Annotated in this window: 24 protein-coding genes and 1 tRNA gene; 14 read left to right on the top strand and 11 right to left on the bottom strand. The window is 61.7% G+C overall.

Annotation, left to right across the window (positions count from 1 at the left end; genetic code table 11):
• The first annotated feature begins 334 nt into the window (after positions 1 to 334).
• On the top strand, positions 335 to 2,659 hold the full coding sequence (locus tag ABVN19_RS06445) for an FdhF/YdeP family oxidoreductase (protein WP_105641774.1): 2,325 nt from the start codon (positions 335 to 337) through the stop codon (positions 2,657 to 2,659).
• Between the two features lie 82 nt (positions 2,660 to 2,741).
• Positions 2,742 to 3,635 carry an EamA family transporter gene (locus ABVN19_RS06450; RefSeq protein ID WP_105641773.1) on the top strand — a complete coding sequence of 298 codons (894 nt, stop codon included), beginning with the start codon at positions 2,742 to 2,744 and terminating at the stop codon, positions 3,633 to 3,635.
• A gap of 14 nt (positions 3,636 to 3,649) precedes the next feature.
• On the opposite strand, the gene ABVN19_RS06455 is transcribed toward ABVN19_RS06450, so the two are convergent.
• Both ABVN19_RS06455 and ABVN19_RS06460 read right to left on the bottom strand, forming a co-directional pair.
• On the bottom strand, positions 3,650 to 4,324 hold the full coding sequence (locus ABVN19_RS06455; protein ID WP_105641772.1) for a metalloregulator ArsR/SmtB family transcription factor: 675 nt from the start codon (positions 4,322 to 4,324) through the stop codon (positions 3,650 to 3,652).
• 36 nt (positions 4,325 to 4,360) lie between these two features.
• Positions 4,361 to 5,785 carry an MFS transporter gene (locus tag ABVN19_RS06460; protein ID WP_028941750.1) on the bottom strand — a complete coding sequence of 475 codons (1,425 nt, stop codon included), beginning with the start codon at positions 5,783 to 5,785 and terminating at the stop codon, positions 4,361 to 4,363.
• Positions 5,786 to 5,955: 170 nt separating this feature from the next.
• On the opposite strand from ABVN19_RS06460, the gene ABVN19_RS06465 reads away from it, so the two are divergent.
• The 3 genes from ABVN19_RS06465 to ABVN19_RS06475 all read left to right on the top strand — a co-directional run bounded on the left by ABVN19_RS06465 (position 5,956) and on the right by ABVN19_RS06475 (position 7,071).
• Complete coding sequence (locus tag ABVN19_RS06465; RefSeq protein ID WP_105641771.1) at positions 5,956 to 6,276, top strand: YbjQ family protein; 321 nt, start codon at positions 5,956 to 5,958, stop codon at positions 6,274 to 6,276.
• A 161-nt stretch (positions 6,277 to 6,437) separates the two neighbouring features.
• A complete protein-coding gene (locus tag ABVN19_RS06470; protein WP_105641770.1) occupies positions 6,438 to 6,626 on the top strand; it encodes a hypothetical protein in 189 nt (62 codons plus the stop codon).
• Positions 6,627 to 6,768: 142 nt separating this feature from the next.
• Positions 6,769 to 7,071: a hypothetical protein gene (locus tag ABVN19_RS06475; RefSeq protein ID WP_028941753.1), complete on the top strand. Its 303-nt coding sequence runs from the start codon at positions 6,769 to 6,771 to the stop codon at positions 7,069 to 7,071.
• Here the strand turns inward: ABVN19_RS06475 and ABVN19_RS06480 are convergent.
• Together ABVN19_RS06480 and ABVN19_RS06485 are read right to left on the bottom strand one after the other, a co-directional pair.
• Entirely contained in the window at positions 7,062 to 7,484 is a 423-nt protein-coding gene (locus ABVN19_RS06480; RefSeq protein WP_105641769.1) for a group II truncated hemoglobin, read from the bottom strand. The two genes, ABVN19_RS06475 and ABVN19_RS06480, sit on opposite strands and share 10 nt — an antisense overlap.
• 103 nt (positions 7,485 to 7,587) lie before the next feature.
• Complete coding sequence (locus tag ABVN19_RS06485) at positions 7,588 to 7,920, bottom strand: hypothetical protein (protein ID WP_028941755.1); 333 nt, start codon at positions 7,918 to 7,920, stop codon at positions 7,588 to 7,590.
• Positions 7,921 to 8,286: 366 nt separating this feature from the next.
• On the opposite strand from ABVN19_RS06485, the gene ABVN19_RS06490 reads away from it, so the two are divergent.
• Positions 8,287 to 9,777 (top strand): DASS family sodium-coupled anion symporter, encoded by a 1,491-nt coding sequence (locus ABVN19_RS06490; RefSeq protein ID WP_028941756.1) that lies wholly within the window; start codon positions 8,287 to 8,289, stop codon positions 9,775 to 9,777.
• A gap of 63 nt (positions 9,778 to 9,840) precedes the next feature.
• Positions 9,841 to 10,302 (top strand): hypothetical protein, encoded by a 462-nt coding sequence (locus ABVN19_RS06495; protein WP_028941757.1) that lies wholly within the window; start codon positions 9,841 to 9,843, stop codon positions 10,300 to 10,302.
• Positions 10,303 to 10,403: 101 nt separating this feature from the next.
• Here ABVN19_RS06495 and ABVN19_RS06500 read toward each other — a convergent pair whose 3' ends face one another.
• Together ABVN19_RS06500 and ABVN19_RS06505 are read right to left on the bottom strand one after the other, a co-directional pair.
• A complete protein-coding gene (locus tag ABVN19_RS06500; protein WP_028941758.1) occupies positions 10,404 to 10,904 on the bottom strand; it encodes an HIT domain-containing protein in 501 nt (166 codons plus the stop codon).
• Between the two features lie 12 nt (positions 10,905 to 10,916).
• A complete protein-coding gene (locus ABVN19_RS06505; RefSeq protein ID WP_036989307.1) occupies positions 10,917 to 11,390 on the bottom strand; it encodes an Lrp/AsnC family transcriptional regulator in 474 nt (157 codons plus the stop codon).
• Between the two features lie 99 nt (positions 11,391 to 11,489).
• Here ABVN19_RS06505 and rarD point away from each other — a divergent pair, with 99 nt between their 5' ends.
• Complete coding sequence (gene rarD, locus ABVN19_RS06510; protein WP_105641768.1) at positions 11,490 to 12,425, top strand: EamA family transporter RarD; 936 nt, start codon at positions 11,490 to 11,492, stop codon at positions 12,423 to 12,425.
• Here the strand turns inward: rarD and ABVN19_RS06515 are convergent.
• Positions 12,389 to 13,396 carry a GlxA family transcriptional regulator gene (locus tag ABVN19_RS06515; RefSeq protein ID WP_028941761.1) on the bottom strand — a complete coding sequence of 336 codons (1,008 nt, stop codon included), beginning with the start codon at positions 13,394 to 13,396 and terminating at the stop codon, positions 12,389 to 12,391. The two genes, rarD and ABVN19_RS06515, sit on opposite strands and share 37 nt — an antisense overlap.
• Before the next feature lie 162 nt (positions 13,397 to 13,558).
• Here ABVN19_RS06515 and ABVN19_RS06520 point away from each other — a divergent pair, with 162 nt between their 5' ends.
• The 3 genes from ABVN19_RS06520 to ABVN19_RS06530 are packed head-to-tail and all read left to right on the top strand — an operon-like array spanning position 13,559 to position 17,126.
• On the top strand, positions 13,559 to 14,101 hold the full coding sequence (locus tag ABVN19_RS06520) for a hypothetical protein (RefSeq protein ID WP_028941762.1): 543 nt from the start codon (positions 13,559 to 13,561) through the stop codon (positions 14,099 to 14,101).
• A 56-nt stretch (positions 14,102 to 14,157) separates the two neighbouring features.
• Entirely contained in the window at positions 14,158 to 16,251 is a 2,094-nt protein-coding gene (locus ABVN19_RS06525; RefSeq protein WP_177431048.1) for a TonB-dependent siderophore receptor, read from the top strand.
• Positions 16,252 to 16,298: 47 nt separating this feature from the next.
• A complete protein-coding gene (locus tag ABVN19_RS06530) occupies positions 16,299 to 17,126 on the top strand; it encodes a class I SAM-dependent methyltransferase (RefSeq protein WP_028941764.1) in 828 nt (275 codons plus the stop codon).
• Between the two features lie 89 nt (positions 17,127 to 17,215).
• On the opposite strand, the gene ABVN19_RS06535 is transcribed toward ABVN19_RS06530, so the two are convergent.
• The 3 genes from ABVN19_RS06535 to alkB form a co-directional block, all read right to left on the bottom strand.
• The gene (locus ABVN19_RS06535) at positions 17,216 to 19,123 is read right to left on the bottom strand and encodes a DNA topoisomerase III (RefSeq protein WP_105641767.1); all 1,908 of its coding nucleotides are present in this window, start codon (positions 19,121 to 19,123) and stop codon (positions 17,216 to 17,218) included.
• Positions 19,124 to 19,288: 165 nt separating this feature from the next.
• Positions 19,289 to 20,566, bottom strand: a complete 1,278-nt coding sequence (locus ABVN19_RS06540) for a bifunctional O-acetylhomoserine aminocarboxypropyltransferase/cysteine synthase (protein ID WP_028941766.1) — start codon at positions 20,564 to 20,566, stop codon at positions 19,289 to 19,291.
• A gap of 76 nt (positions 20,567 to 20,642) precedes the next feature.
• Positions 20,643 to 21,299: a DNA oxidative demethylase AlkB gene (alkB, locus tag ABVN19_RS06545; protein ID WP_028941767.1), complete on the bottom strand. Its 657-nt coding sequence runs from the start codon at positions 21,297 to 21,299 to the stop codon at positions 20,643 to 20,645.
• Between the two features lie 306 nt (positions 21,300 to 21,605).
• On the opposite strand from alkB, the gene ABVN19_RS06550 reads away from it, so the two are divergent.
• The 3 genes from ABVN19_RS06550 (at position 21,606) to ABVN19_RS06560 (ending at position 22,814) form a co-directional block, all read left to right on the top strand.
• Positions 21,606 to 21,679: transfer RNA gene (locus tag ABVN19_RS06550), tRNA-Cys, on the top strand.
• Between the two features lie 443 nt (positions 21,680 to 22,122).
• Positions 22,123 to 22,344, top strand: a complete 222-nt coding sequence (locus tag ABVN19_RS06555; protein ID WP_146117320.1) for a hypothetical protein — start codon at positions 22,123 to 22,125, stop codon at positions 22,342 to 22,344.
• Positions 22,341 to 22,814, top strand: coding sequence for a tail fiber assembly protein (locus tag ABVN19_RS06560; RefSeq protein ID WP_105641765.1), 474 nt, complete (start codon positions 22,341 to 22,343; stop codon positions 22,812 to 22,814). Before ABVN19_RS06555 ends, ABVN19_RS06560 begins: the two co-directional genes overlap by 4 nt.
• 229 nt (positions 22,815 to 23,043) lie before the next feature.
• On the opposite strand, the gene ABVN19_RS06565 is transcribed toward ABVN19_RS06560, so the two are convergent.
• Positions 23,044 to 23,352 carry a hypothetical protein gene (locus ABVN19_RS06565; RefSeq protein WP_028941844.1) on the bottom strand — a complete coding sequence of 103 codons (309 nt, stop codon included), beginning with the start codon at positions 23,350 to 23,352 and terminating at the stop codon, positions 23,044 to 23,046.
• Positions 23,353 to 23,393 lie beyond the last annotated feature (41 nt).

Raw genomic sequence — 23,393 nt, forward strand, 5'->3', positions numbered from 1 at the left:
TTAATTAAATAACTCTCCCAACTTGTGTCGAGCATAGGTAGCACGGGAAGGTGCGTCAAATTGCTTTTAATGACCAACCGATAAGTACCCTCTATCACGGCTGGAGGGCCCGTATTTTGCTGGTTGTGGCTTGATAGAGATCCTTGATCATCCTGTCATTACTTTCGATTGGACGTGCCAGAAGAGGGTCAATAGGCTGGAGCGGTAGAACAACTTGAAGCGTGGCCGGTGTGCAACTGACTGTTAGTTGAATAACACCCGTTAATGATGCCGGACGGCGGCGCTTTGTCTTGAGATTGTTCAAACCGCTGCGTGCACATCGAGGAATATCCTGATGAGTCAAGACGAACACATCAAAAACTATAATGGCCCGGCCGCCGGCTGGGGCGCGCTCAAAAGCGTGACCAAGAGCTGGCTGGGCAGTGACAACGCGTTCAAGAATCTGCGGGCCATGCTCAAGACCAACCAGAACGGCGGTTTCGACTGCCCCGGTTGCGCCTGGGGCGAATCGCCTGAAAGCGATATGGTCAAGTTCTGCGAGAACGGCGCCAAGGCGGTTAACTGGGAGTCTACCGGGCGCTCTGTCGCCCCGGGCTTTTTCGCCCGCTACAGCGTCAGCGCCCTGGCCGACCAGACCGACTATTGGCTCGAATACCAGGGACGACTCACGCATCCGATGCGCTTCGATGCGGCCACTGACCACTATGTGGAGACTTCGTGGGAGGAGGCGTTCGCGTTGATCGCCCGCCACCTTGATGCGCTGGACTCACCCGACCAGGCCGAGTTCTACACCTCGGGCAGGGCCAGTAACGAAGCGGCGTTTTTGTACCAGCTGTTCGTGCGGGCCTTCGGCACCAACAATTTTCCCGACTGCTCGAACATGTGCCATGAGGCCAGTGGGGTAGGGATGGGCGAGGCCCTCGGGGTTGGCAAAGGCACCGTGGTGTATCACGACCTGGAACAAGCCGATGCGATCTTTGTCATCGGCCAGAATCCGGGCACCAACCACCCGCGGATGCTGGAGCCCTTGCGAGAGGCGGTCAAACGCGGCGCCCAGGTGGTGTGCTTCAACCCCCTGAAAGAGCGAGGCCTGGAACGTTTCCAGCACCCGCAGCATCCATTGGAAATGCTCAGCAACGGCTCACGGCCAACCAACACGGCTTACTTTCGCCCAGCCCTGGGCGGTGACATGGCGGTGATGCGCGGTATCGCCAAGTTCCTGCTCAAGTGGGAGCGCGAAGCCCAGGCCAATGGTGAACCGGCGGTGTTCGATCACGCCTTCATTGCCGAGCACACCTCGGGCCTGGACGCCTACCTGGCGGAACTCGATGCCACCACCTGGTCGCACATTGTCGAGCAGTCGGGTCTGAGCCTGGCCGAACTCGAGCTGGCGGCACGCATGTACCGGCGTGCCGAGCGGGTGATCATGTGCTGGGCGATGGGGGTGACGCAGCACCGCCATTCGGTGCCGACCGTGCAGGAAATCATCAACCTGCAATTGTTGCGCGGCAATGTCGGCAAGCCGGGCGCAGGTCTTTCGCCGGTGCGCGGTCACAGCAACGTCCAGGGCGACCGCACCATGGGCATCGACGAGAAGCCGCCCACCTGGTTGCTTGGCGCGCTGGAGCAGCGATTCGAATTCAAGGTGCCGCGCGAGCACGGGCACAACGCCGTGCTGGCGATCCAGGCCATGGAGGAAAAACGCTCCAAGGTATTCATTGCCCTGGGCGGCAACTTTGCCCAGGCCACCCCCGACACCCCGCGTACCCACGCGGCGTTGCGCAACTGCGAGCTGACGGTACACATCGCCACCAAGCTCAATCGTTCGCACCTGGTCACTGGGCGTGATGCGTTGATCTTGCCTTGCCTGGGCCGTACCGAAATCGATGTGCAGGCCGAAGGTCCACAGGGTGTCACCGTGGAGGACACTTTCAGCATGGTGCATGTGTCCTATGGCCAGTTGAAGCCGCACTCGCCGTTGCTGCGTTCCGAGCCGTGGATCGTAGCCGGCATGGCCAAGGCCACCCTGGGTGACCGGCCGATCGACTGGGACTGGACCGTGGCCGACTACAGTCGTATCCGCGACCTGATCGCCGACACCCTGCCGGGCTTCGAAGATTTCAATGCGCGCTTGCAGCACCCGGGTGGCTTTCACCTGAGTAACGCTGCGGCGGAGCGGCAGTGGCAGACGGAATCGGGCAAGGCGCAATTCAGCCCAAGCGCGTTGCCTGCGCAATTGGTCAATGATGCGGTGCTGGCACGCGGCGACAAGCCCGACCTGATCCTCCAGACCCTGCGCTCCCACGATCAGTACAACACCACTTTGTACGGTCTGGATGATCGCTATCGCGGAGTGTTCGGCCTGCGTGAAGTGGTGTTCGCCAATGAGCAGGACATCCGCCGCCTGGGCTTCACGCCGAACCAGAAGGTAGACCTGGTCTCGCTTTGGGCGGATGGCCGCGAGCGTCGGGTCAGCGGCTTTACCCTGGTGGCCTACGACATTCCCGAGGGGCAGGCGGCGGCCTACTACCCAGAAACCAACCCGCTGGTGCCGCTGGAAAGCTACGGTGACCGAACCTACACGCCGACGTCCAAGTTCATCGCCATCAAGCTGGAGCGCGCGCGGCCCGATAATCGCATTCCCTCGACGAAGCGCTAGGAGGCAGTCCCCGAGGGTGTGCGATCCTCCCCCGATTAGGGGTTATGATGTTGCCAAATATTACAAAGAGCGGGTGGGGACTATGCCATTAAAGGACTTGCTGTTGGCACTGGTGGTGATCATCGCCTGGGGCGTCAACTTCGTGGTGATCAAGGTGGGCCTGGATGGCCTGCCGCCCATGTTGCTGGGGGCCTTGCGCTTTGCCCTGGTAGCGTTCCCGGCGGTGTTGCTGATCAAGCGCCCGCAGTTGCCGTGGCGCTGGTTGATCGCCTACGGTGCCACCATTTCCCTGGGGCAGTTCGCCTTTCTGTTCGAGGCCATGGGCAACGGTATGCCGCCGGGGCTGGCCTCGCTGGTCCTGCAGTCGCAGGCGTTTTTCACCCTGTTCTTTGCCGCGATGTTCCTGGGTGAACGGCTGCGCGCAGCCAGTGTGCTGGGGCTGTTGGTCGCCGCTGCAGGGCTGGCCCTGATCGGCAGCGAGAACGGCGCCCGCGTGCCGTTTTTCGCCTTGATCCTGACCTTGTGCGCCGCTGCCATGTGGGCCATGGGCAACATCATCACCCGGCGGTTCGGCAACATCGACCTGGTGGCGCTGGTGATCTGGGGCGGGTTGATTCCGCCGTTGCCATTCCTGGCACTGTCGTGGTGGCTGGAAGGGCCGGTGCTGATCGAGAGCGCCCTGCGCGGTATTGGCTGGAGCTCGATCCTGTCACTGGCCTACCTGGCGTTTGTCGCCACCATGCTGGGCTACAGCTTGTGGAGCTACCTGTTGTCGCGCTACCCGGCCGGCAAGGTGGCGCCGTTTTCGCTGCTGGTCCCGGTAGTGGGCCTGAGTTCTTCGGCGTTGCTGCTCGATGAGCGTCTGAGCCCGCTGCAGGGGTGGGGCGCATTGCTGGTGATGGCCGGGCTGCTGATCAATGTGTTCGGTCCCAGGCTGATGGCCGCCCGCAGGCTGGCCGGCCAGGGCGAGGCCTGAGCCAGGAGGCCCGTTCACCCAGTAGTGGACTTAAGGGTGGGTTCAGGGGTGATACGGTAGACGCAACGCCGGTCGCCCGAGAGCAGGTGTTCGCAGCGCTCCACTTGCGCCTGATTGCCGATCACCGCCTGGAATGTCTGCAGCTCTGAGCGGCAGAACCCCTGGCAGCGGCTGGCCGCAACGCAGATCGGGCAATGGTGCTCGATGATCAGCCAACCATCGTCGCAGGTTTGCATCTGCGCCATATAGCCGGCCTGCTCGCGCAATTGCACCAGGGTGCGGACCTTATCCTCCAGGTTCCGGGCCTGGCTGCAGGCATGCTGATACTCCTTGAGGTTTGTGGCCTCCATGCGGCTGATCAGTTGATCGACGCCTTCGGCACCAAACACCTGCTCGACCGATTCGATCAGTTGCAAGGTGAGCACACTGTGGGTGTCGGGGAAGCGTCGTTGCGCAGTCTCGGTGAGTACCCACTTTTGTGACGGTCGCCCGGCACCGCTGGCCGGTGCGCTGATACCAGCGATCAGGTCCGCGCCCTGCAGTTTTTGAAGCTGTTGGCGTGTGGCCTCGAAGCTGATGTGCAGCAGGCTGGCAAGGTCGGTGGTTTTCAGCGGGCCCCGGGTCTTGAGCAGAAACAGAATGCGCTCGGCGGTGGCCGTCGGGAGCGGGGAAGCGGCGGTGTCATGCACGGTGGGCGTCCTGCACAAGGATGGATACGCAATGCATCAGGCCGGGACCTTGGCCGGTGTGCCGGTGATGCGCCAGACCAGCAGCAACGTCAGTACCGGGGCCAGGGCAAACAGCCCGAACAGCCAGGCGGCGGCATTCTGGGCGCCGGCTACACCGCCTGGGTCAACCAGGCCTGCGCCATTACTCACCAGCCCGGCCAGGGCAGCAGCCAGGGCGGTGGCATACAGTTGCACGGTGGTGATCGAGGCCGATGCCAGATTTTCCTCGCCCGGGCGGGCTGCACTCAGCACGCGGGTCAGCAGGTGCGGCCAGCCCAGGCCAATGCCCAGGCCGACGCCGGCCAGGGCCAGGCAGTAACTCGCTACACCGGCTGCGCTGTGCAGCCAATGCGCCTGGGGTGTCATCAATGCCAAGGCCAGCAAGGCCACCACGATCACCGCAGGCCCGAACCGCATCAGGCGTTCGGCCGCCTCGCCCGAGCGGCCGGCACCGAACAGGGCGCCCAAGGTCCAGCCTGCCGCCATGGCGGCAGTCATGTAGCCGGCGGCCAGCGGGCCAAGGCCGTGGATCTGCTGGAGGAAGTACGGCACGAAAATTTCGCTGGTCATGGCTGTGATCAGCAGGCACATCATGGCGTACAGCACGCCCAGACGGGTGCCCAGAGAGTATGAGCCGGTGGGCAGCAGACGCCGTTCAGGGTGACGGTCGAGGCGGGCTATAAGCACGGCGATGGCAAGACCTGCGACGATGCCCAACAGGTTCCACAGCAACTGGCTGGACAGGCTGGCGGTCGAGACCACCAGCACCGAGACGACCAGGCAGGCGATCAGGCCATAGGGCGGGCGCGAGCGCGTTGGCGCAGGGGCGACGATGCTGCCCAGTTGCCGGATCACGATCAGGGCCAGCAGGGCTACCACCGGCAATAACGACCAGAACGCCCAGCGCCAATGGCCGAGTTCCGCGAATACGCCACCGATGGCGGGCCCGCACAGGGTGGCGACGCCCCACATGCCTGAGACCATGGCCATGGCGCGCGGCCACAACGCCTCATCGAACACCAGACGGATCAAGGCATAGCTCAGGGCAAACAGGATGCCACCACCAAACCCCTGCACACTGCGACCGGCCAGCAGCACCGTCATGTTCGGGGCGGCGGCGCACAGGGCCGAGCCTGCGGCAAACACGGCCAATGCCAGCAGGAAGGCGCGTCGCGCGCCGAGGCGTTCGAGCAATCGTGCCGAGAGGGTCGAGCCGATGATCGAGGTGACCACAAACAGCGTGGTGCTCCAGGCATAGAAGGCCAGCCCGCCGATGTCGGCGATCACCGTCGGCAAAATAGTGGTGACGATGTAGACGTTGATGGCGTGCAACCCCACGCCACCGGCCAGGGCGATCGAGCGTAGGGCATTGCGGCCCTTGAGTAGCTGCGCCCAGGAGGCAGACTGAGGGGCAGGGTGCATGCGCGACTCCTTCGCGGATGTGAGTGGGGGAGTCTAGGTGTGCCTGTCGGGTTAAACAAGTTGGTGCTTGTATAAATGGCGGCGGGGCGGCGGCGGGATTTTGTTACCATCGCCTTCTTTTGCCGCCACCTGCGTGCGGCGTACACCCTGCAAGACCGAAGGAGAGCAGCATGATTGTCACCACCACAGGCACCGTCGAAGGCCGTCAGATCGTCGCCTACCTGGATGTGGTCAGCGCCGAGTCGGTACAGGGCATCAACGTGGTACGGGATGTGTTCACCAGTTTTCGCGACTTTTTTGGTGGCCGTTCGCAAACCCTGGAAAGCGCCTTGAAAGAGGCACGCATCCAGGCCACCGACGAGATAAAGGCCCGTGCCCGCAGCCTGCAGGCCGATGCGGTGGTGGGGCTGGACTATGAAATCAGCATGCCGTCGTCCCGTGGCGGGATGGTCGTGGTGTTCGTTACCGGTACTGCCGTCAAGCTCCGCTGAGCCTTGGGTGCGACAATCTGGCCCGGCCATTGGTCGGGCTTTTTGGTTTTCGGCCAGGAAGTCTCTAAATGACCGGCTAGTCTCAGAGGCTCTTGGGTCGGTATTTTCCTGGGCAAACATCTGCTTGCCGGTACCGCCCCGCTGTCAGAGGGAGGCAGGGCATGAGCGAATCCTATTTCGAGGACAACGGCGACGAATTTCCCATCAACAGCCAGGTGCGTTGCGGTCAGGCGGCTTACCGCCTGGGCTTTGCCCACATGACCCTGGATGACTCGGACCAGGTCAAGCCCAGCCATGTGCAACGCGCCAAGCAGGGCAGGTTCATGCCCAGGGTTCCGGCAAAAAAGTGAACAGGTTCACATCACCCCGCCTCCATAGGCGGGGTTTTTTCTGCATTATTTGACCTTGCTCAACGGATGCGAAATAGGCGCTCGCCTGTCGCGCTCAGGTATGACTTACTTGCCCCGCCGTCAACTACACAGGAGCCAGTCGATGCGTATCAGGGAAGAAACTTTCTGGAAATGGGCGGATGCGCAATTGCACAGCCGCAGCCATGAAGAAGCGCTCAGTGACGGTACCAGCATTGACGTCCAGGTCAGGCTGTCACGCACCGGCGCCACGCAACTGTTCCTGGGCATTTATGCGCGCCAGGGCAAAGCAATGGTGGAGGAGTACTACGACAACCGCCCTGGCGAGACCATGACCCGGGCCATGGCCTGGGGTGTAGAGCGTGCTCGCGCGCTGGCCACCGGCTGGCTGCCGCTGGAGCAGGCGCCGCTGCGGCGTCAGGCCTGAGCGTGGCGGTTGCGGCTGGCCTGGACAATACGCTGGGCCGGCACGCGCAACTGGCGCAGCAGGTATTCGGCGAACTCGGGTGAGTAACCCTGTAGCGCAATTGCCTGCTCCATGCAGCTCAACCAGATATCGCTGTGGGACTGATCGATCGGCCATTGAGCATGAAAAGCGGGGATGGCGATCGAGCCATAGCGTTCGCTGAACAGCGCCGGACCGCCGAGCCAGCCGCTGAGAAAACAGGCCAGCTTGTCCCGCGAGGCCTTGAGGCTGTCCGGGTGCATCTGGCGCACCGGGCGGGCACTTGGGGTCTGGTCCATCAGGCGGTAGAAATCGTCGACCAGGCGGCGTAGGCCGTCGATACCGCCAGCAGCCTGGTAGGAGGCATCGCCGGTGCCGAATAGGGGGCTGTTCATAAGCATGCTCTTGAAGAAAAGGCGGTCATTGTAGCCAGTGCGCGCGGCAATGAAAAAAGCCCGATCCTTGCGGATCGGGCTTTGCGTGTTGCCGTTGGGTGACTTAGCAGAGGCGGTCGATGACCGCGACCCCCGGTTTGTCCTGCAGCTCGGCCCACTCGTGTTGCAGGGTCTGCAGAACGCGGCCTACGTACTGGGTGTCGGCGGCGGCTTTCTTGCCGACATAGCCCTGGCCACGACGGTACATCTTCAACCGGGCGCGCATGTTCGGCGTACGTTGCTCGAACTGTGCTTCATCGGTCAGTGGCCCCAGGCTGTCGAGACGCACTTCGCCGCGTTCACAGACCCAGAGGATGTGGCTGTCGAGCGTGTCTTTGCGCGCGGCGAACAGCCGGGCCAATTCGTCAACAGTCGGTTGATTGTTCAGATTCATCATAAAGCCCCCTAGACCATTCGTAGTTGAGTTCAAACTCGGCGCACATCACATGTAGCGTTGAAAGAAAGCTGCTACAGCAGCGTCGCAACTGGGGGCTTTTACACGCTGCCTTTTGGGCAGTACCCATCCGCATACAGCTCATGGATCCTTCGAGCTGCCTGGAACACCCTTGCCAGTGTCCCCGATCGGGGAGACGACCTCATCATGCAAGGGCCGATGAACGGCGTCAATATGTTTTGTAGTGATTTTTTTGTGGCACTACATTCTTGTCGGACAATGCTCGATTCCTTGGTAATTGATGCGAATCAGTTCGCCGGTGGGGGATGTATCCGATCATGGCCGCTCATACATTGCACGGAGATTCACATGCGTTCGTCGGCCAGCGCAGCGGATGCGCAAAGCACCCGAATGAAGGTTCCGATCGGCCTGCTGGTGGGGGTTGCCGCCTTGATCGGTGTGCTCTTGTTGCCGCTGCCGGCCGACTTGCCGGTGGCCGGGCACCGGGTACTGGCGATTCTGGCGTTTGCCGTGGTGGTGTGGATCAGCGAGGCGGTCTCGTACGAGGCCAGCGCGATCATGATCACCTCGCTCATGGCTTTTTTGCTCGGTACTGCACCGACCGTGGCCGACCCTTCGGTCACCTATGGTTCGTCCGCAGCCATCAGCCTGGCCCTGACCGGGTTCTCCAACAGCGCCCTGGCCCTGGTGGTCGGCGCCCTGTTCATTGCTGCGGCCATGACCCATACCGGCCTTGACCGGCGCATTGCCCTGGTGACGCTCTCAAGCGTGGGTGTCAGTACCCGGCGCATTCTGCTCGGCGCAGTGGCGGTGACCATCCTGCTCAGCCTGGTGGTGCCCAGCGCCACGGCGCGCAGTGCCTGTGTAGTACCGATCATGATGGGGGTGATTGCCGCCTTCGGTGTCGACAAGCGCTCCAACATCGCCGCCGGAATCATGATCATCGTGGCCCAGGGCACCAGTATCTGGAACATCGGCATCCAGACGGCGGCGGCGCAGAACCTGCTGACGGTGGGCTTCATGGACAAGATGCTCGGCGCCCGGGTGTCGTGGATCGACTGGCTGGTTGCCGGTGCCCCGTGGGCGGTGATCATGTCGGCGGTGCTGATCTTCGTCGTGCTGAAGATGATGCCACCCGAGAGTGACAGCATTCCCGGCGGCAAGGCAGCGGTGAGCAAGACCCTGGCCGAGCTTGGTCCCATGAGCGGAGCGCAGAAGCGCCTGTTGGCGGTGTCGGTCCTGTTGCTGCTGGCCTGGGCCACTGAAGGCAAGTTGCATCACTTCGATACCACTTCGACCACCTATGCGGGCCTGGTGATTCTGCTGTTGCCGCGCCTTGGGGTGATGACCTGGAAAGATGTGCAGGCGCGCATTCCGTGGGGCACGGTGATTGTCTTCGGTGTCGGTATCAGCCTGGGAACCACCTTGCTGACCACCCAGGCCGGGCAATGGCTCGGCGCGCAGGTGGTGGCCCATACCGGGCTGGATCAGTTGGGCACCCTGGGCGTGTTCGCGATCCTGGCGGCGTTCCTGATTCTGATTCACCTTGGTTTTGCCAGTGCCACGGCGCTGACCTCGGCGCTGCTGCCAATTCTTATCTCGGTGTTGCAGACATTGCCGGGTGATTTCAGCCGCCTGGGCATGACCATGGCCCTGGGTTTCGTCGTCAGCTACGGCTTCATTTTGCCGATCAACGCCCCTCAGAACATGGTGTGCCTGGGCACCGAGACCTTCAGTGCCAAGCAATTCGCCCGTGTCGGGATACTGATCACCTTGATCGGGTATCTGCTGATGCTGGTGTTCGCGGCGACCTGGTGGAAATGGCTGGGGTGGATGTAGTGACGCCTCATGTTGGTATTCAAGGTAGGATCGGCACTGGTTTTTTCTGCGATGAGGTTACTTGTGAAATACCCGATCGTTTTACTGCTGAGCCTGATGCCGTTGTTTGCCCAGGCCGTCGAGGTTGGCGAGCGTTTGGCGCCCTGGACCTTGCTGGATCAGCATGACCAGGAATACAGCCTCAATGACCAGACCCGTACCTTGCTGGTGGCGAGCAACATGGAGGGTGCCAAGCTGGTCAAGGCTGCTTTGGCTGATCGTCCCAAAGGGTATCTTGAGGAACGCAATGCGGTGTTCGTTGCTGACATCCAGCGCATGCCGGCATTGATCTCCAAGCTGTTCGCCATCCCGGCCATGCGCGACTACAGCTACCGCGTGCTGCTCGATCGTGAGGGCAGCGTTGCGACGCGCTATGCAGGCGCCGAAGACAAGGTGCTGTGGTTGCAGCTGGACAAGGGGCAAGTGGTGGCGCAGCGTGAGTACGCCACGGCCGAAGAGCTGCGTGAGGCGCTGGAGCAGGATTGAACTGACTTGTGCCATCGCCAGCGGCTGCACAGGCCTGGCCTGTCGCCGCTGCTGGGGAACGAGGCTGGTGACTCGCGTAGCGGCCGTATTCCAGGCAAGGGCTAACGCGGGGCAAGCCCGCTCCTGCAGGCTTGGCGCAAGTGTTCGATCACCTCATCCACCGCGGGTCCTTCGATGGCCGGCGGGGTGGGGCTTTCGCCGAACTCCCGCCAGATGAACAACGTCAGCTCCGCGCCATCAGTGAGGTTTTGCGCCGCTTCCCGCGAGCCGAAGCCTTGCAGCGCCCGATAACGCTCATCCCGCCAGAATGCCCGCTCCACCCAGTCATACACCGGGATGAAGTGAAAGTGCAGCGCCAGCCCCGGCATGTGTCCGTAGCGGCTGATGTACAGCCATCTGGGCTTGAGTTCGGTTTCCATGATCCGTTGCACGTCGGCCATCAAACTACCCATTTGCACCAGTGCCTCAGGCGGCAGGTCGGCCAGCGAGTTGATCTGCGCGCGGGTGCCCAGCATCAGGTAACCCGGCAGGGCAGAGGCCAGGTGATGGTTGAGGATCCAGTGTTCGGTCTCGTACAGGATGTGCGACTGCGCAATTTCCATTCGCCAGGGTCCTTAAGCGTGGGAGACCAGGGGCACGTGCAAGGTCGACTTGACCCGCTCCAGCACCACGATGGTCCTGAACCATTTCACATTGGGGTTATCGTGGAAAAGGCGCTGGGTGAGGGCCTGGAACTCGCCCATGCTCGCCACCGTCAGCACCAGCATGAAGTCGGCGTCACCGGTGACGTAGTAGCACTGCTGGATTTCAGGCCCCGAAAACGCCTGTTTCATCACCTGAAGGTCCGCCGACTGGGTGCGGTCGGCGTGTACCTCGACCATCAAGGTGATCACCTGGCCGACTTTTTCCGGGTCGATCACTGCCGTGTTGGCCTGGATGTACCCGGCCTTTTTTAGCCGCTGCATGCGTCGTTGCACCGATGCCGTGGACAGGTGTATCCGCTCGGCCAGTTCGCGCAAGGGCAGGCTGTTGTCCTGTTGCAAGGCGTCGAGCAGTGCTAGGTCGAAGTCGTCGAGCGCAGTATTCATGTGCAAGATTTTCTCATTTGCTGGGTGGAAAACGAGGGCACTTATCAGGCGCAACGCAATAAATTATCACCCTCTGCCCCTGACCAGAAGGCTTGCACCATGGACACTCGCACCCCCAATGCCACCCTTGGCGTTGTGCTCAATATTCTCGCCTCGGTGCTGTTCGCGGTGATGTATGCCTATACCCACTTGCTGCAAGACCTCGGTGGTGAGGAAATTTACGGCTGGCGCATCCTGCTGACGGTGCCTTGCCTGACCCTGATGGTGATCGCCAGCGGCCATTGGCACGAAGTACGCCGCCTGTTTGCGCGGGTGTTTGAAGAACGCCTGTTCTGGGCAGTGCGCCTGCTGTCGGCGACGCTGCTCGGTGTGCAGTTGTGGTTGTTCATGTGGGCACCGATCAATGGCTATGGCCTGGATGTGTCGCTGGGTTACTTTCTGATGCCGTTGACCATGGTCATTGTCGGTCGCCTGGCCTTCAAGGACAGCATCAGCCGGCTGCAACTACTGGCATGTGCGTTGGCGGCGCTGGGCGTCATCAACCAGATTGCCATTGCCAAGGCCATTACCTGGCCGGTGCTGGCGGTGGGATTGGGCTATCCGCTGTACTTCTGGCTGCGTCGGGTCAGCGACAGCAATACCATGGGTGGGCTGTGGTTCGACATGAGCCTGAGCCTGCCGGTCAGCCTGTTGCTGGTATTCAAGGGCGGGGTGGTGCTGGGTGTGGCCGGCAGTGGTTCGAGCTTGCCCTGGCTGGTAATGGGCCTGGGGGCGATCAGCGCCTCGGCCCTGGCCTTGCAGGCGCTGTCGGGGCCGCGCCTGAACCTGACCCTGTTCGGCCTGTTGATCTACGTTGAGCCGGTGTTGCTGGTACTGGCCTCGGTGCTGCTGGGGGAGACTATCGCACCAGCGCAATGGCCGACGTACATTGCCATCTGGCTGGCGGTGCTGGTGCTGGTGCTGGAAGGGATGATGAGCCTGGGCATCCGTCGTCGCGCTTATTCGCCCAGCCGCTGCTCCCGTGAAGGCGGATAGCCGAAGTAGGCGCTGTAGCACTTGCTGAAGTGCGACACCGAGACAAAGCCGCAGGCGATGGCGACATCCATCAGTGGCAGGTCCGAATACTGCAACAGGCGCCGGCTCTTGGTGATGCGCAGTTCCATGTAGTAGCGGCTGGGCGAGGTACCCAGCTGGGCCTGGAACAGGCGGTCGATCTGGCGGCGCGAGCGCCCGCTGTATTCCGCCAGTTGGTCCAGGCTCAAGGTTTCTTCCAGGTTGTTTTCCATCAGCTCGACAATGGTGCGCAGTGGCGCACTCATGGACTTTTTCGAGCTGCTGTCCACTCGCCGGAAACGCGCACCGGAAAACGCCAGGATCTCCTCGACGCCACCCGCCAGTGCCTCGCCTTGTAGCACCTTGAGCAACGCCAGCATCATTTCCAGCGCGCCGTTGGGGCTGGCGGCGGTCAAGCGGTTGCGGTCCAGCACAAAGCTTGCCGGGGTGATGGTGCTCTGCGCACTGCGCTCGGCGAGGCTCGCCCGTTGTTCGGGGTGGATGGTGCAGCTGTAGTTGTCCAGAACCCCGGCGCGGCCGAGAAAATAGGCGCCGTTCCACAACCCGCCCAGGGCCAGGCCATGGGCGTCGGCATCGACCAGCAAGCGGTCGAGTTCGGGGTATTTGAGCGGCGTGCGCAGGCCGCCGCAGACTACCAGCAGGTCCAGTGACTCCAGCGCGTTGCGCTCGATACGGGTCGCATAGATATCCAGGCCCAGGTCGCTGGTCACGCGTTCGCTGCCCAGCGACAGCGGGGTGATGGCGAACAACTCGGCTTGCAGCAGGTTGGCGGTGACCAGCACATCCATGGCCACGGTGAAGCTGGCCATGGAAAAGTTCTCCAGCAGCAAGAAGCCCACGCGGTAGGCCGGCGCGGAGGGGCTCTGGGGGTGTTTGAGATTCAGCATGTTTGTTGTACTGGTTTTCTGGCTGAAGTGACGAGGGGTGGGCAATTTGAGCTCCGCAGGGCAGGGGTGACGGCACCGCTGGATGATGCCAGAGATTGGCACTTTGCACCGCGTCTCGATGTGCGTGTGGCGTATCGCTTTCGCGTCCGGGATAGGGCCTAATCGAAGGTACACACCTGACGCTCGCGCCACACATGGAGCCGCGACATGCCCACATCCCACCTTGACCCGCTGCGCCGCGAGATCGTGCAACTGCAGGTCACGCCACCTCCCGCGCCCTGGCAGTTGAAGGCGCGCCTTAGCATCGTGGGCCTGATGGAAGTCGGCTTTGACCGCGACAGCGAGCTGTTGCTGGTCGCCTCAAGTTCCGGGCGCAGCGTGATTGACTGCCACACCGGCGAAAAGGTCGCGCGCGACCGCACCGACAACTTGGGCAGCGACCGCTTTCTGGAAACCCGGGGCCTGGGGCCGTTGCGGGACCGGGTGATCCCTATGGCCGGAATACATGGTGGCCGCCTGCCGGTGGCCACTGCCGACGGCTGGATGATCGAAGACATCACCCTGGCCTGGCCCGAGCAGCACTTGCTGCTGGTCGAGCCAGGGTCGTGGCTGCACGGCGCGCGGTATCATCGGCCAGCGGTGTTTCACAAGTTGGGGGTGGAGCTTGAAGTGCGCGCGTTCGGGTTTTCCTATAGCGGCCTGAGCCTGGTGCTGGCGACAGCTGGAGAGCTGGTGGTTTTTGGCCGGTAATCTTTTATGCTTCGCTCCTTATTGTTATGTTATTACATAATTTTAAGGAGCCTCCCATGTACGCCCCCTTCGCAAGGTTGTCCCTCGGTTTGTCTGTTTCATTGCTTGCCTTGCCAGCAGCGGCCGCCGCCCCGGTCTTGCTCGATGCCTTGAGCGTCACCGATCGCCCACTCGAAGAAACCGCCAATGGCCCCGTGCAGGGCTATCGCGCGACCCGTTCAAGCACAGCAACCCGGACGGATACCGACATTCGCGACACGCCCCAGAGCATTGCCGTGGTGCCGAGCCAGGTGCTCGATGACCTCAACACCACGCGTATCGACCGCGCCCTGGATTTTGCCGGCGGCGTGAGTCGGCAGAACAATTTCGGTGGCCTGACTTTCCTCAACTACAGCGTGCGTGGCTTTACTACCGGCGAGTTGTACAAGAACGGCTTTGCCGTCAACCGTGGCAGTTACAGCGCTCCGGACACCTCGAACATCGAGCGCATCGAAGTGCTCAAGGGACCGGCAGCCAGCTTGTATGGGCGAGGGGATCCGGGCGGGCTGGTGAACATCGTCACCAAGCGGCCTCAAGCCGAGGCCTTCACTCACTTCAAAGCGAGCGCCGGCAGTTGGGACCGTTACCGCAGCAGCCTGGACGTGAACACGCCCCTGAGCGAAGACGGCCGTGTGCTTTCACGGGTGAACATGGCGGTGGAGGACAATGGCAGCTTTCGCGATTACGTCGGCAGCGAGCGGCGCATCGTCAGCCCCTCGCTGAGCTGGCAGTTGAGCCCGGACACTCTGGTGTCGCTCGACAGCGAGTTCTCGCGCACCGAGTCAGTGTTCGACCGCGGTATACCGGCGGTGAACAACGAGCTGGGACCGGTCAGCCGCTCGCGTTTTTTCGGCGACCCCAATGACGGGCGTATCCACAACGACAACCAGACGCTCGACCTGACCCTGGAACACTACCTTTCCGAAAACTGGAAGCTGCGCCTGGCCAACCATTACACCCAGGGCCGACTCAAGGGCAACAGTTCCGAGCCGCAACGCCTGGTGGGCAATACGCTCAGCCGTTTTTATCGCGAGCGCAGTTTCGAGTGGAACGACACCATCACCCAGGCCGAGCTGCACGGCGAGTTCGACGTTGGCAGTTGGCAACACCAGAGCCTGATCGGCCTCGAATACGAGAACTACCGCAACAGCCAGAAGTACCCGCAGAGCGTGACGACACCCGCCTATGGCCTGGACATCTACAACCCGGTGTATGGCAAACCCAAGCCTGCGCTGGTCAACCCCAACGACTTCTTCGAACGCACCGAAAGCTATGCGCTCAACCTGCAGGACCAGATCACCTTCACCGAGCGCCTGCGCGGCCTGGTCGGCGTGCGACTGGAGCACATCGAACAGACGGCGCAGAACCGCACCAGCCAAGTCAGCAACACGCAGAAGAAAGACGTGGCCACCCCGCGTGTGGGGCTGCTGTACCAGCTGACTCCTGAAGTCGGTGTGTTCGCCAATGCGTCCACCTCGTTCAAGCCCAACAGCATCGGTACCCGGGGCCAGGTGTACAAGCCGGAGAAGGGCCTGGGTTACGAGACGGGCTTGAAGCTCGACCTGTTCGACAGCCGCCTGGGCGCGACCCTGGCGCTGTTTCACATCGACAAGGAAAACGTCATCACCACCGATGCCTTTGGTGACAGCATCGCAGCCGGAAAGGCGCGCAGCCAGGGCGTCGACCTGCAGTTCAGCGGCCAGCTCAGCGAAGCGCTGCGGGTAATTGGCGCCTATGCCTATATCGATGCCGAAGTGACCAAGGGCGATGCCAACCTGCCCAAGGGCAGCGACCTGCTGGGTATACCGCAACACAGCGCAAGCCTGATGGCCGTGTATGAATTCCAGAGCGGATTTCTGCAGGGGTCGGATGTAGGCGCGGCGGCCAACTATGTCGGTGAGCGCTCGGGGCAGGCGGGCAGCAGCTTCCGGCTGCCGAGCTACAGCACGGTGGATTTGCTGGCCCACTATAAGGTGAGTGAAGACGCCACTGTCGGGCTCAACCTGAACAACCTGTTCGACCGCAAGTACTACGAGCGCGGCTACAACGCGGTGTGGAACCTGCCGGGCGAGCCGCGCAACTTGATGGTCAGTTTGAGCCTGGCGCTTTGAGCCGACTATAGTTCCAGCTCTTCGCCGATTACCCTGAAAGGACTGTCATGAGCGACTCGATGGAACTGAACCGCCAGAGCTGGGACGAGAGGGCGCCGCTGCATGCGGCGTCCAGCGACTATGAAGTCGATGCGTTTGTTGCCGACCCCGCGCATTTGAGCGAGGTCGTGCGCTTCGATGTTCCACGTCTGGGCGATATCCACGGCGCACGCACGGTGCATCTGCAATGCCATATCGGTACTGACACCTTGTCGCTCGCACGACTCGGAGCCCGGGTGACGGGGCTGGATTTTTCAGCGCAATCGCTGCTTCAAGCCCGTGCCCTGGCCAAGCGTTGCGACACGTTGATCGACTATGTCGAGTCGGATGTGTACGCCGCTGACCAGGTGTTGGAAGCGGGCAGCTTCGACCTGGTGTACACCGGCATCGGCGCGTTGATCTGGCTGCCCAGCATCGAGCGCTGGGCGCGTACCGTGGCGGCGTTGCTCAAGCCTGGTGGGCGCTTGTTCCTGCGTGAAGGGCATCCGATGCTGCTGGCGGTGAACGAGGATCATCGCGACAAACTGGTGATCGAGTTTCCGTATTTCGAGCGTGAGGCGCCGACGGTCTGGGACAGTGACCAGACCTATGTCCAGACCGACACGCCGCTGACACAGACCGTCACCCACGAGTGGAACCATGGCCTGGGCGAGGTCGTCAGCGCCTTGCTGGGCCATGGCCTGCTGATCACTGCGCTGGTAGAGCATGACAGCATCCCGTGGGAAGCCTTGCCGGGGCAGATGAGCCTGCAGGACAACGGTGAGTGGGTATTGAGCCAGGACCGCTGGCGGCTGCCATTGAGCTATACCCTGCAGGCCATGAAACCGAGGTCATAGATAACCCTGCAGGAGCGGCGGTGCGACGTCTCGACTTGCCCCGCGATAGCGATCTGAGCGTCGCATCGCATCGCGGGGCAAGCCTGCTTCTACGGTTTGGGTTTGGCTTTGCGCGTGCTGCTCTTGCGCTTCTTCTTCCACGGCGCACGCGCCGGTGCAGGGCCGCTGATGGTCAGGCTCAATCCGGCACAGCGCTCCACCTGCTTGGTCATCCACGCCGACTGCTTGGCGACGAACTCTTCCAGGCTCATCTCGCCACTCTGGACCATGTCCAGGGCCTGCTCCCAGATCGCGGTAGTGCCAGGGTCGGCTATGGCCCGGGGCACGCTGTCGATCAAGCCGAAGGCTGCCGGGGTGGCGCTCAAGGCCTTGCCGTTCTTGACCAGGTAGCCGCGATCCAGCAAGCCTTGGATGATGCCGGCACGGGTGGCCTCGGTGCCGATGCCGGTGGTGTCCTTGAGTTTTTGTTTAAGGCGCGGGTCGTCCACCAGTTTGGCAACGTTCTTCATCGCCTTGATCAGGTCCCCTTCGGTGAAGGGTTTGGGCGGTTGGGTCCATAAATCCTTGAGGTTGACCTCGGCCACGGCGCAGTCCTGGCCTTCGCGCAGTGGCGGCAGTACCTGGGCCACCGGCGCTTCACGGCCTTTGGCCGGGGTCAGGGCTTCGGGCAGGGCGCGGCGCCAGCCAGGCTCGACGATCTGTTTGCCCACCGCGCGCAAGGCAAAGCCTGCGCAGTCGAAGTCGGCCTGGGTACGGTCGTACTCGTGGTTGGGCAGGAACTGCGCCAGGTAGCGGGCCCGGATCAGGGTATAGACCGCCTTGTACTTGGCCGGCAAGCGTAACGGATCACTGGCCGCGGCAGTCGGGATGATACCGTGGTGGGCGCTGACCTTGGCGTCGTTCCAGGCCCGTGAGCGGCGCTGGGCTTGCAAGTGCCCCTGTAACGGCGCAAGGCTTGGATCGGCGCGCAGCAAGGCGGCAAGAATGGTCGGTGCCTCGGCGTGCTGGCTCAACGGCAGGTAGCCGCAGTCGCTGCGCGGGTAGGTGATGAGCTTGTGGGTTTCGTACAGCGCCTGGGCGATGTCGAGGGTTTCCTGGGCGCCGAGGCCGAGTTTCTTCGAGCACAGCTCCTGCAGGGTGCCGAGGTCGAAGGGCAGCGGTGCGGCTTCACGCACGCGCTCAGTGGCCACGTTTACCACCCGGGCAGCGACCGCATTGCCGATGGCTGCTGCAGCCTGCCGGGCCAGGGCTTGATTGAGACAGCGGCCCTGATCGTCGCAGGCGTCTTCGGCGGCCCGCCATTGCGCGGTGAAGCGGGTGCCCGCGCTGTCGAGCTGTACATCAATGGCCCAGAACGCCACTGGCACGAAATCGGCGATGCTGCGGTCGCGGTCAACCACCAGGCGCAGGGTCGGCGTTTGCACCCGGCCTACGGGCAGCACGCCCTGGTAGCCGGACTGACGTCCGAGCAGGGTGAAGAGCCGGCTCATGTTCATGCCGATCAACCAGTCGGCACGCGAGCGACCCAGGGCCGAGTGATACAGGCTGAAGGTCTCGGTGCCGGGCTTGAGCGCGGCCAGGGCCTTGCGAATCGAGGCGTCATCAAGCGCCGACAACCACAACCGGCGAATCGGTCCGCGATAGCGGCAGTGTTCCACCAGCTCCCGGGCGATCATCTCCCCCTCACGGTCGGCATCGGTGGCGATTACCAGCTCCCGGGCTTCACCGAGCAGGCGCTTGACTGCCTTGAACTGGCTGGCAGTCTTGGGCTTGACCAGCATCTTCCACTGGCTGGGAATGATCGGCAGGTCGGCCAGAACCCAGCGCTTGTAGCGGGCATCGTAGCTGTCGGGCGGAGCGGTTTCGAGCAGGTGGCCGATGCACCAGGTGACGGTGACATCGGTACCTACCCAGCAGCCATCGCCCCGGCGGTTGGCGCCGAGGACCTTGGCGATATCCTTGGCCTGGGAGGGTTTTTCGCAGAGAAACAGGCGCATGCCGGCGGGGTGTCGTTCTGTGGCTGGGGAGGGCATAGCATGCGCAGGAACGAAGGGAGTGGCAAGTTTTATCTGTATGCATATACAGCTTTGTGGGGCGGGCTTGTTTCGCGCCAGCGATCGGGCAGTTACATCGCTGTCGCGGGGCAAGCCCGCTCCTGCAGGTTACGACCTGCTGGCTTCCAGTGCCTGGCTCAGGTCGGCGATGATGTCGTCGCAATGCTCGATACCGATCGACAAACGCACCATGTCGCGCGGCACACCGGCCTTTTCCAGTTCTTCATCATTGAGCTGGCGGTGAGTGGTCGAGGCCGGGTGGCAGGCCAGGGACTTGGCGTCCCCGATGTTTACCAGCCGCACCACCAGCTTCAGCGCATCAATGAAGCGCGCCCCGGCCTCTTGTCCGCCCTTGATCCCGAACGACAGGATCGACGCCGGCTTGCCCTGGGTGTAACGCAGGGCCAGGTCATGCTCGGGGTGGTCGGGCAGGCCCGCGTATTTGACCCAGGCCACCTGGTCATGGGCCTGCAGGTAATGGGCAACCTTCAAGGCGTTCTCGGTGTGGCGCTCCATGCGCAAAGCCAGGGTCTCCAGGCCTTGCAGAATAAGGAAGGCGTTGAACGGTGACAGTGCCGCACCAGTGTTGCGCAGAGGCACCACCCGACAACGACCGATGAAGGCCGCAGGGCCGAAGGCTTCGGTGTAGGTCACACCGTGGTAGGACGGATCGGGCGTATTGAGCAGGGCGAAGCGCTCCTTGTGATCGGCCCAGGGGAAGGTGCCCGAGTCGATCACAATGCCACCAATGCTGGTGCCGTGCCCGCCGATGTACTTGGTCAACGAATGCACGACGATATCGGCGCCGTGCTCGAACGGCCGGCACAGGATCGGGGTGGCCACGGTGTTGTCGACAATCAACGGCACGCCGTGGCGGTGGGCGGCATCGGCCAGCGCCTGCACGTCGACGATGTTGCCGGCCGGGTTGCCGATCGACTCGCAGAACACCGCCTTGGTGTTGCTGTCGATCAGCGCCTCGAGGGCGTCGATGTCGTCATGGGCGGCGAAGCGGGTCTGGATACCAAAGCGTGGCAGGGTATGGGCCAGCAGGTTATAAGTGCCGCCATAGAGCTTGGCCACCGAAACAATGTTGTCACCGGCCTGGGCCACGGTCTGGATGGCATAGGTAATGGCCGCCATGCCCGACGCTACCGCCAGGGCACCGACCCCGCCTTCAAGGGCGGCCATACGCTGTTCGAGCACATCATTGGTAGGGTTCATGATGCGGCTGTAGATGTTGCCGGCCACCTTCAGGTCAAACAGGTCGGCACCGTGCTGGGTGTCATCGAAGGCGAACGAAGTGGTCTGGTAGATCGGTACGGCCACGGCCTTGGTGGTGGGGTCGGGACTGAAGCCCGCGTGGATGGCCAGGGTTTCCAGCTTCATGCAATCGTTCCTTGAAAGGCGGGGAGGAGGCCGATCATGGAGCGCCTGCCTGGCGCCGGTCAAGGCAGGCGGCGGGTTATCCGGCCGAGCGCAAGGTCAGGTTGATCCGCCGACTGCCCAGCAGCGGATGCACTCCAGGCTTGAGCGGTTGCACGCCATGAAAGCGCAGCCGGTCCTCGCCGCCCCAGACCAGCACATCGCCATGGCGAAGCTCGATACGCTGGGTGGGATCGCCGCGTTTGTGGCCACCCAGTAGAAACACCGCCGGCAACCCCAGCGATACCGACACGATGGGCTGAGTAAAGTCGCGCTCGTCGCGGTCCTGATGCAGGCTCAATCGATGACCGGGGCGGTAGCAATTGACCAGGCAGGCATCGGGTACAAACCCTTCAAACCCGGCGGCATCGGCAGCGCTACTGGCCAGCCTCAGCAGCGCTTCGGGCAAAGTTGGCCAGGGGCGACCACTCAGTGGGTCGACCGGACTGTAGCGGTAGCCCTGAGCATCACTGACCCAGCCCAAGCGGCCACAGTTGGTCAACCCCACCGCCATCTTCAATCCGCCTGGGGTGACCATATGGCGAAAGGGCGCCTCGCCGATGACCGTGCGCAATGCTGGTAACAACACCGGTACCGCGGGCAAGGCAAAACCGGGCAGTACCACTGCACGTGCAGCGACCCACTGTGGTGGCTGCGGGCTCGTGGGGTTGAACAGATCCAGTTCGGTTTGCATCATTGGCGCGGATATCCGGAACGGAGCGGGGCATAACCTGTATGATAAGACCCTTTGCCGGGCTGGCGTCACCCCGAATCCTGCGTGCAAACCCCGGCGCACTGCTCATCAGCGCTCTTGATTGAAAAAAATAAAACTTTTTGAATTCAAGGGGTTGTCAGCACAAAGGAATGAGTACATAATTGCGTCCATCGAAAACGAGGCAGCTGAAAAGGCTAGCGTTTTCAAGGAGATAGCAGTTTTAGTGAGTTATTTCCTTAAAGAGTTGTATATGTTTGAGATTGCTTTTTGGGAGTCTCTGGCATTTGAGGCCGAGTAGCAAAGTGGTTATGCTCCGGATTGCAAATCCGTCTACGCCGGTTCGATTCCGACCTCGGCCTCCATTATTGAAAGCCCCGCAGATTAACGTCTGCGGGGTTTTTCTTTGTGCGCTGGAAAGTTCGGAAGTCCCAAAACAATTAGACGACAGCCCCAAAACGGTCCTCACTTGGAGGGCTTGGCAATGGCGCCGACGCGATGGTAAACGCGCATCCGTGATGCCCTGTTTCGAGTGGCCGAGCAGCACGCTCGCATCGCTCAGATTGTTGATCTCTGAAGCCGCTTTCGGTCGGATATTCCTGAATTGGAACTGGGCGATGCGGTTGGTCAGGTCAGCGCTTTTCTCTACTTCCGCCTTCACCCAGTCAGCCTCACGCGCATCTGCTCACCTGTTGCGCAGCATCGACCAGCTATCCGTTTGCCATGCTCGTTGACGATGAAAAACGGTGACAGGTGTTGCCCTGCTCGACGCATGATGCAGTCGAGCAGGGCACCTAGGCTGTGCTGCTTGAAGGGGCCACTGCCGCAGGCTGCCATTCTGTATGAATGGTTTGTCGCGCCGGTGGAGCGGGTCAACGGCCAGCTCCAGATCACCTTGCAGTTGCCCTGCGCAGACGATGCCCCGCACGCCGCGCTGTTCCCCGCGGACATTATCAGCCCACCGAGTGGCCGAGTGCCGTTGCTGACTGATGTCGTTGCAGAACCCGCCGCCCAGGAGTCGGGAGCATGAACGGCAATATCGACTGGACTCGTATGGTCACCAAGGAAATGAAAGAGCAGGCCGCAGCTCGGCAGTACTTGGCCGCCGTGGTCGCCGAGACCGCCGCTTACCGTGCCTCTGCCGTTGCTGCCATCGCCCCACTGCAGGATACGGTCGATATCGACGAAGCCACCGAGGCAGAGGTGGTCGCGCTCAAGGCCTGGGAAAAATACCGGGTGGCCCTGAACCGGCTACCGGAGCAGGCCGGATACCCCGACACAATTGACTGGCCGGCACCACCAGCCTGGGCGATGCAGGAACCGTTATCAGGGATGTCTGCCAGCGACCCTGGGAGGTTATTATTTCGCTTTGTCTTTTGCGGCCACCTCTTTTTGACGGTTCTTCTTGTCCAATCGGTAGCCCCACCAGAGTGTGACGATACCGAAAACAACCAGCCGTGCTATTTGATATATGGGCACTATTTTCTCCTTGAAAATTAGACACGCAGAATGGTTTGGCTGCGTCGTGCAAAATTTTTCCGAAGTGCTCAAGTGCGTGACGAGTGAGCGGCGATTTGATCGAGGCTATTGATCAGGGCCTAAGGAAAAGAAAGACCTGCGAGCAGGCCTAGGGTGGCCTGCTGCAATAACGTTCAGGAGCAGTGAGAGCAAGAGTGGTTTTTCTGGTTGTTTTTATGGGCCTTTAGCTTGTTACTCTCTTTGGATCGATTTATTGGTTTTCAGCTGCACTTCGGCAGCTCTCGCAGCGCCATCCTTTATAGCGCTCGGATTTTTCAAGGGCTGTAACCAATTCACGACCGCCTATAATATTCTGGCAGTTGTTATGTTTTTCATTTGGTTTTTTCATGCCCTCGCATTTTTTTTGCAGGAAAGGGCTTACCACTGCCTGTTGCTTTGACGAAAGCGCTCTAAATCCCTTGTCGACGGCTAGCTGGGCGTAGCTTTGTACGCTCGGCTTTTCATCTTGAAATGCGTTCTGCGCGATAAGGGCCGAGAAAATCTCTCGCTCGATAGTCATTCGTTAATCCTTTATTCAACCAACAAGTTTGCTCATGGTGT

The sequence above is a fragment of the Pseudomonas vranovensis genome (genome assembly GCF_040438935.1).
Taxonomy (GTDB): Bacteria; Pseudomonadota; Gammaproteobacteria; order Pseudomonadales; family Pseudomonadaceae; genus Aquipseudomonas; species Aquipseudomonas vranovensis.

Coding starts and splice junctions, on each gene's coding strand:
- ABVN19_RS06565 (WP_028941844.1), bottom strand. CDS start 23,352: ATGACTATCGAGCGAGAGATTTTCTCGGCCCTTATCGCGCAGAACGCA.
- ABVN19_RS06465 (WP_105641771.1), top strand. CDS start 5,956: ATGATTGTCACCACCACAGGCACCGTCGAAGGCCGTCAGATCGTCGCC.
- ABVN19_RS06450 (WP_105641773.1), top strand. CDS start 2,742: ATGCCATTAAAGGACTTGCTGTTGGCACTGGTGGTGATCATCGCCTGG.
- ABVN19_RS06500 (WP_028941758.1), bottom strand. CDS start 10,904: ATGGAAATTGCGCAGTCGCACATCCTGTACGAGACCGAACACTGGATC.
- ABVN19_RS06505 (WP_036989307.1), bottom strand. CDS start 11,390: ATGAATACTGCGCTCGACGACTTCGACCTAGCACTGCTCGACGCCTTG.
- ABVN19_RS06535 (WP_105641767.1), bottom strand. CDS start 19,123: ATGCGCCTGTTTCTCTGCGAAAAACCCTCCCAGGCCAAGGATATCGCC.
- ABVN19_RS06540 (WP_028941766.1), bottom strand. CDS start 20,566: ATGAAGCTGGAAACCCTGGCCATCCACGCGGGCTTCAGTCCCGACCCC.
- ABVN19_RS06485 (WP_028941755.1), bottom strand. CDS start 7,920: ATGATGAATCTGAACAATCAACCGACTGTTGACGAATTGGCCCGGCTG.
- ABVN19_RS06460 (WP_028941750.1), bottom strand. CDS start 5,785: ATGCACCCTGCCCCTCAGTCTGCCTCCTGGGCGCAGCTACTCAAGGGC.
- alkB (WP_028941767.1), bottom strand. CDS start 21,299: ATGATGCAAACCGAACTGGATCTGTTCAACCCCACGAGCCCGCAGCCA.
- ABVN19_RS06475 (WP_028941753.1), top strand. CDS start 6,769: ATGCGTATCAGGGAAGAAACTTTCTGGAAATGGGCGGATGCGCAATTG.
- ABVN19_RS06490 (WP_028941756.1), top strand. CDS start 8,287: ATGCGTTCGTCGGCCAGCGCAGCGGATGCGCAAAGCACCCGAATGAAG.
- ABVN19_RS06480 (WP_105641769.1), bottom strand. CDS start 7,484: ATGAACAGCCCCCTATTCGGCACCGGCGATGCCTCCTACCAGGCTGCT.
- ABVN19_RS06530 (WP_028941764.1), top strand. CDS start 16,299: ATGAGCGACTCGATGGAACTGAACCGCCAGAGCTGGGACGAGAGGGCG.
- ABVN19_RS06525 (WP_177431048.1), top strand. CDS start 14,158: ATGTACGCCCCCTTCGCAAGGTTGTCCCTCGGTTTGTCTGTTTCATTG.
- rarD (WP_105641768.1), top strand. CDS start 11,490: ATGGACACTCGCACCCCCAATGCCACCCTTGGCGTTGTGCTCAATATT.
- ABVN19_RS06445 (WP_105641774.1), top strand. CDS start 335: ATGAGTCAAGACGAACACATCAAAAACTATAATGGCCCGGCCGCCGGC.
- ABVN19_RS06470 (WP_105641770.1), top strand. CDS start 6,438: ATGAGCGAATCCTATTTCGAGGACAACGGCGACGAATTTCCCATCAAC.
- ABVN19_RS06560 (WP_105641765.1), top strand. CDS start 22,341: ATGAACGGCAATATCGACTGGACTCGTATGGTCACCAAGGAAATGAAA.
- ABVN19_RS06520 (WP_028941762.1), top strand. CDS start 13,559: ATGCCCACATCCCACCTTGACCCGCTGCGCCGCGAGATCGTGCAACTG.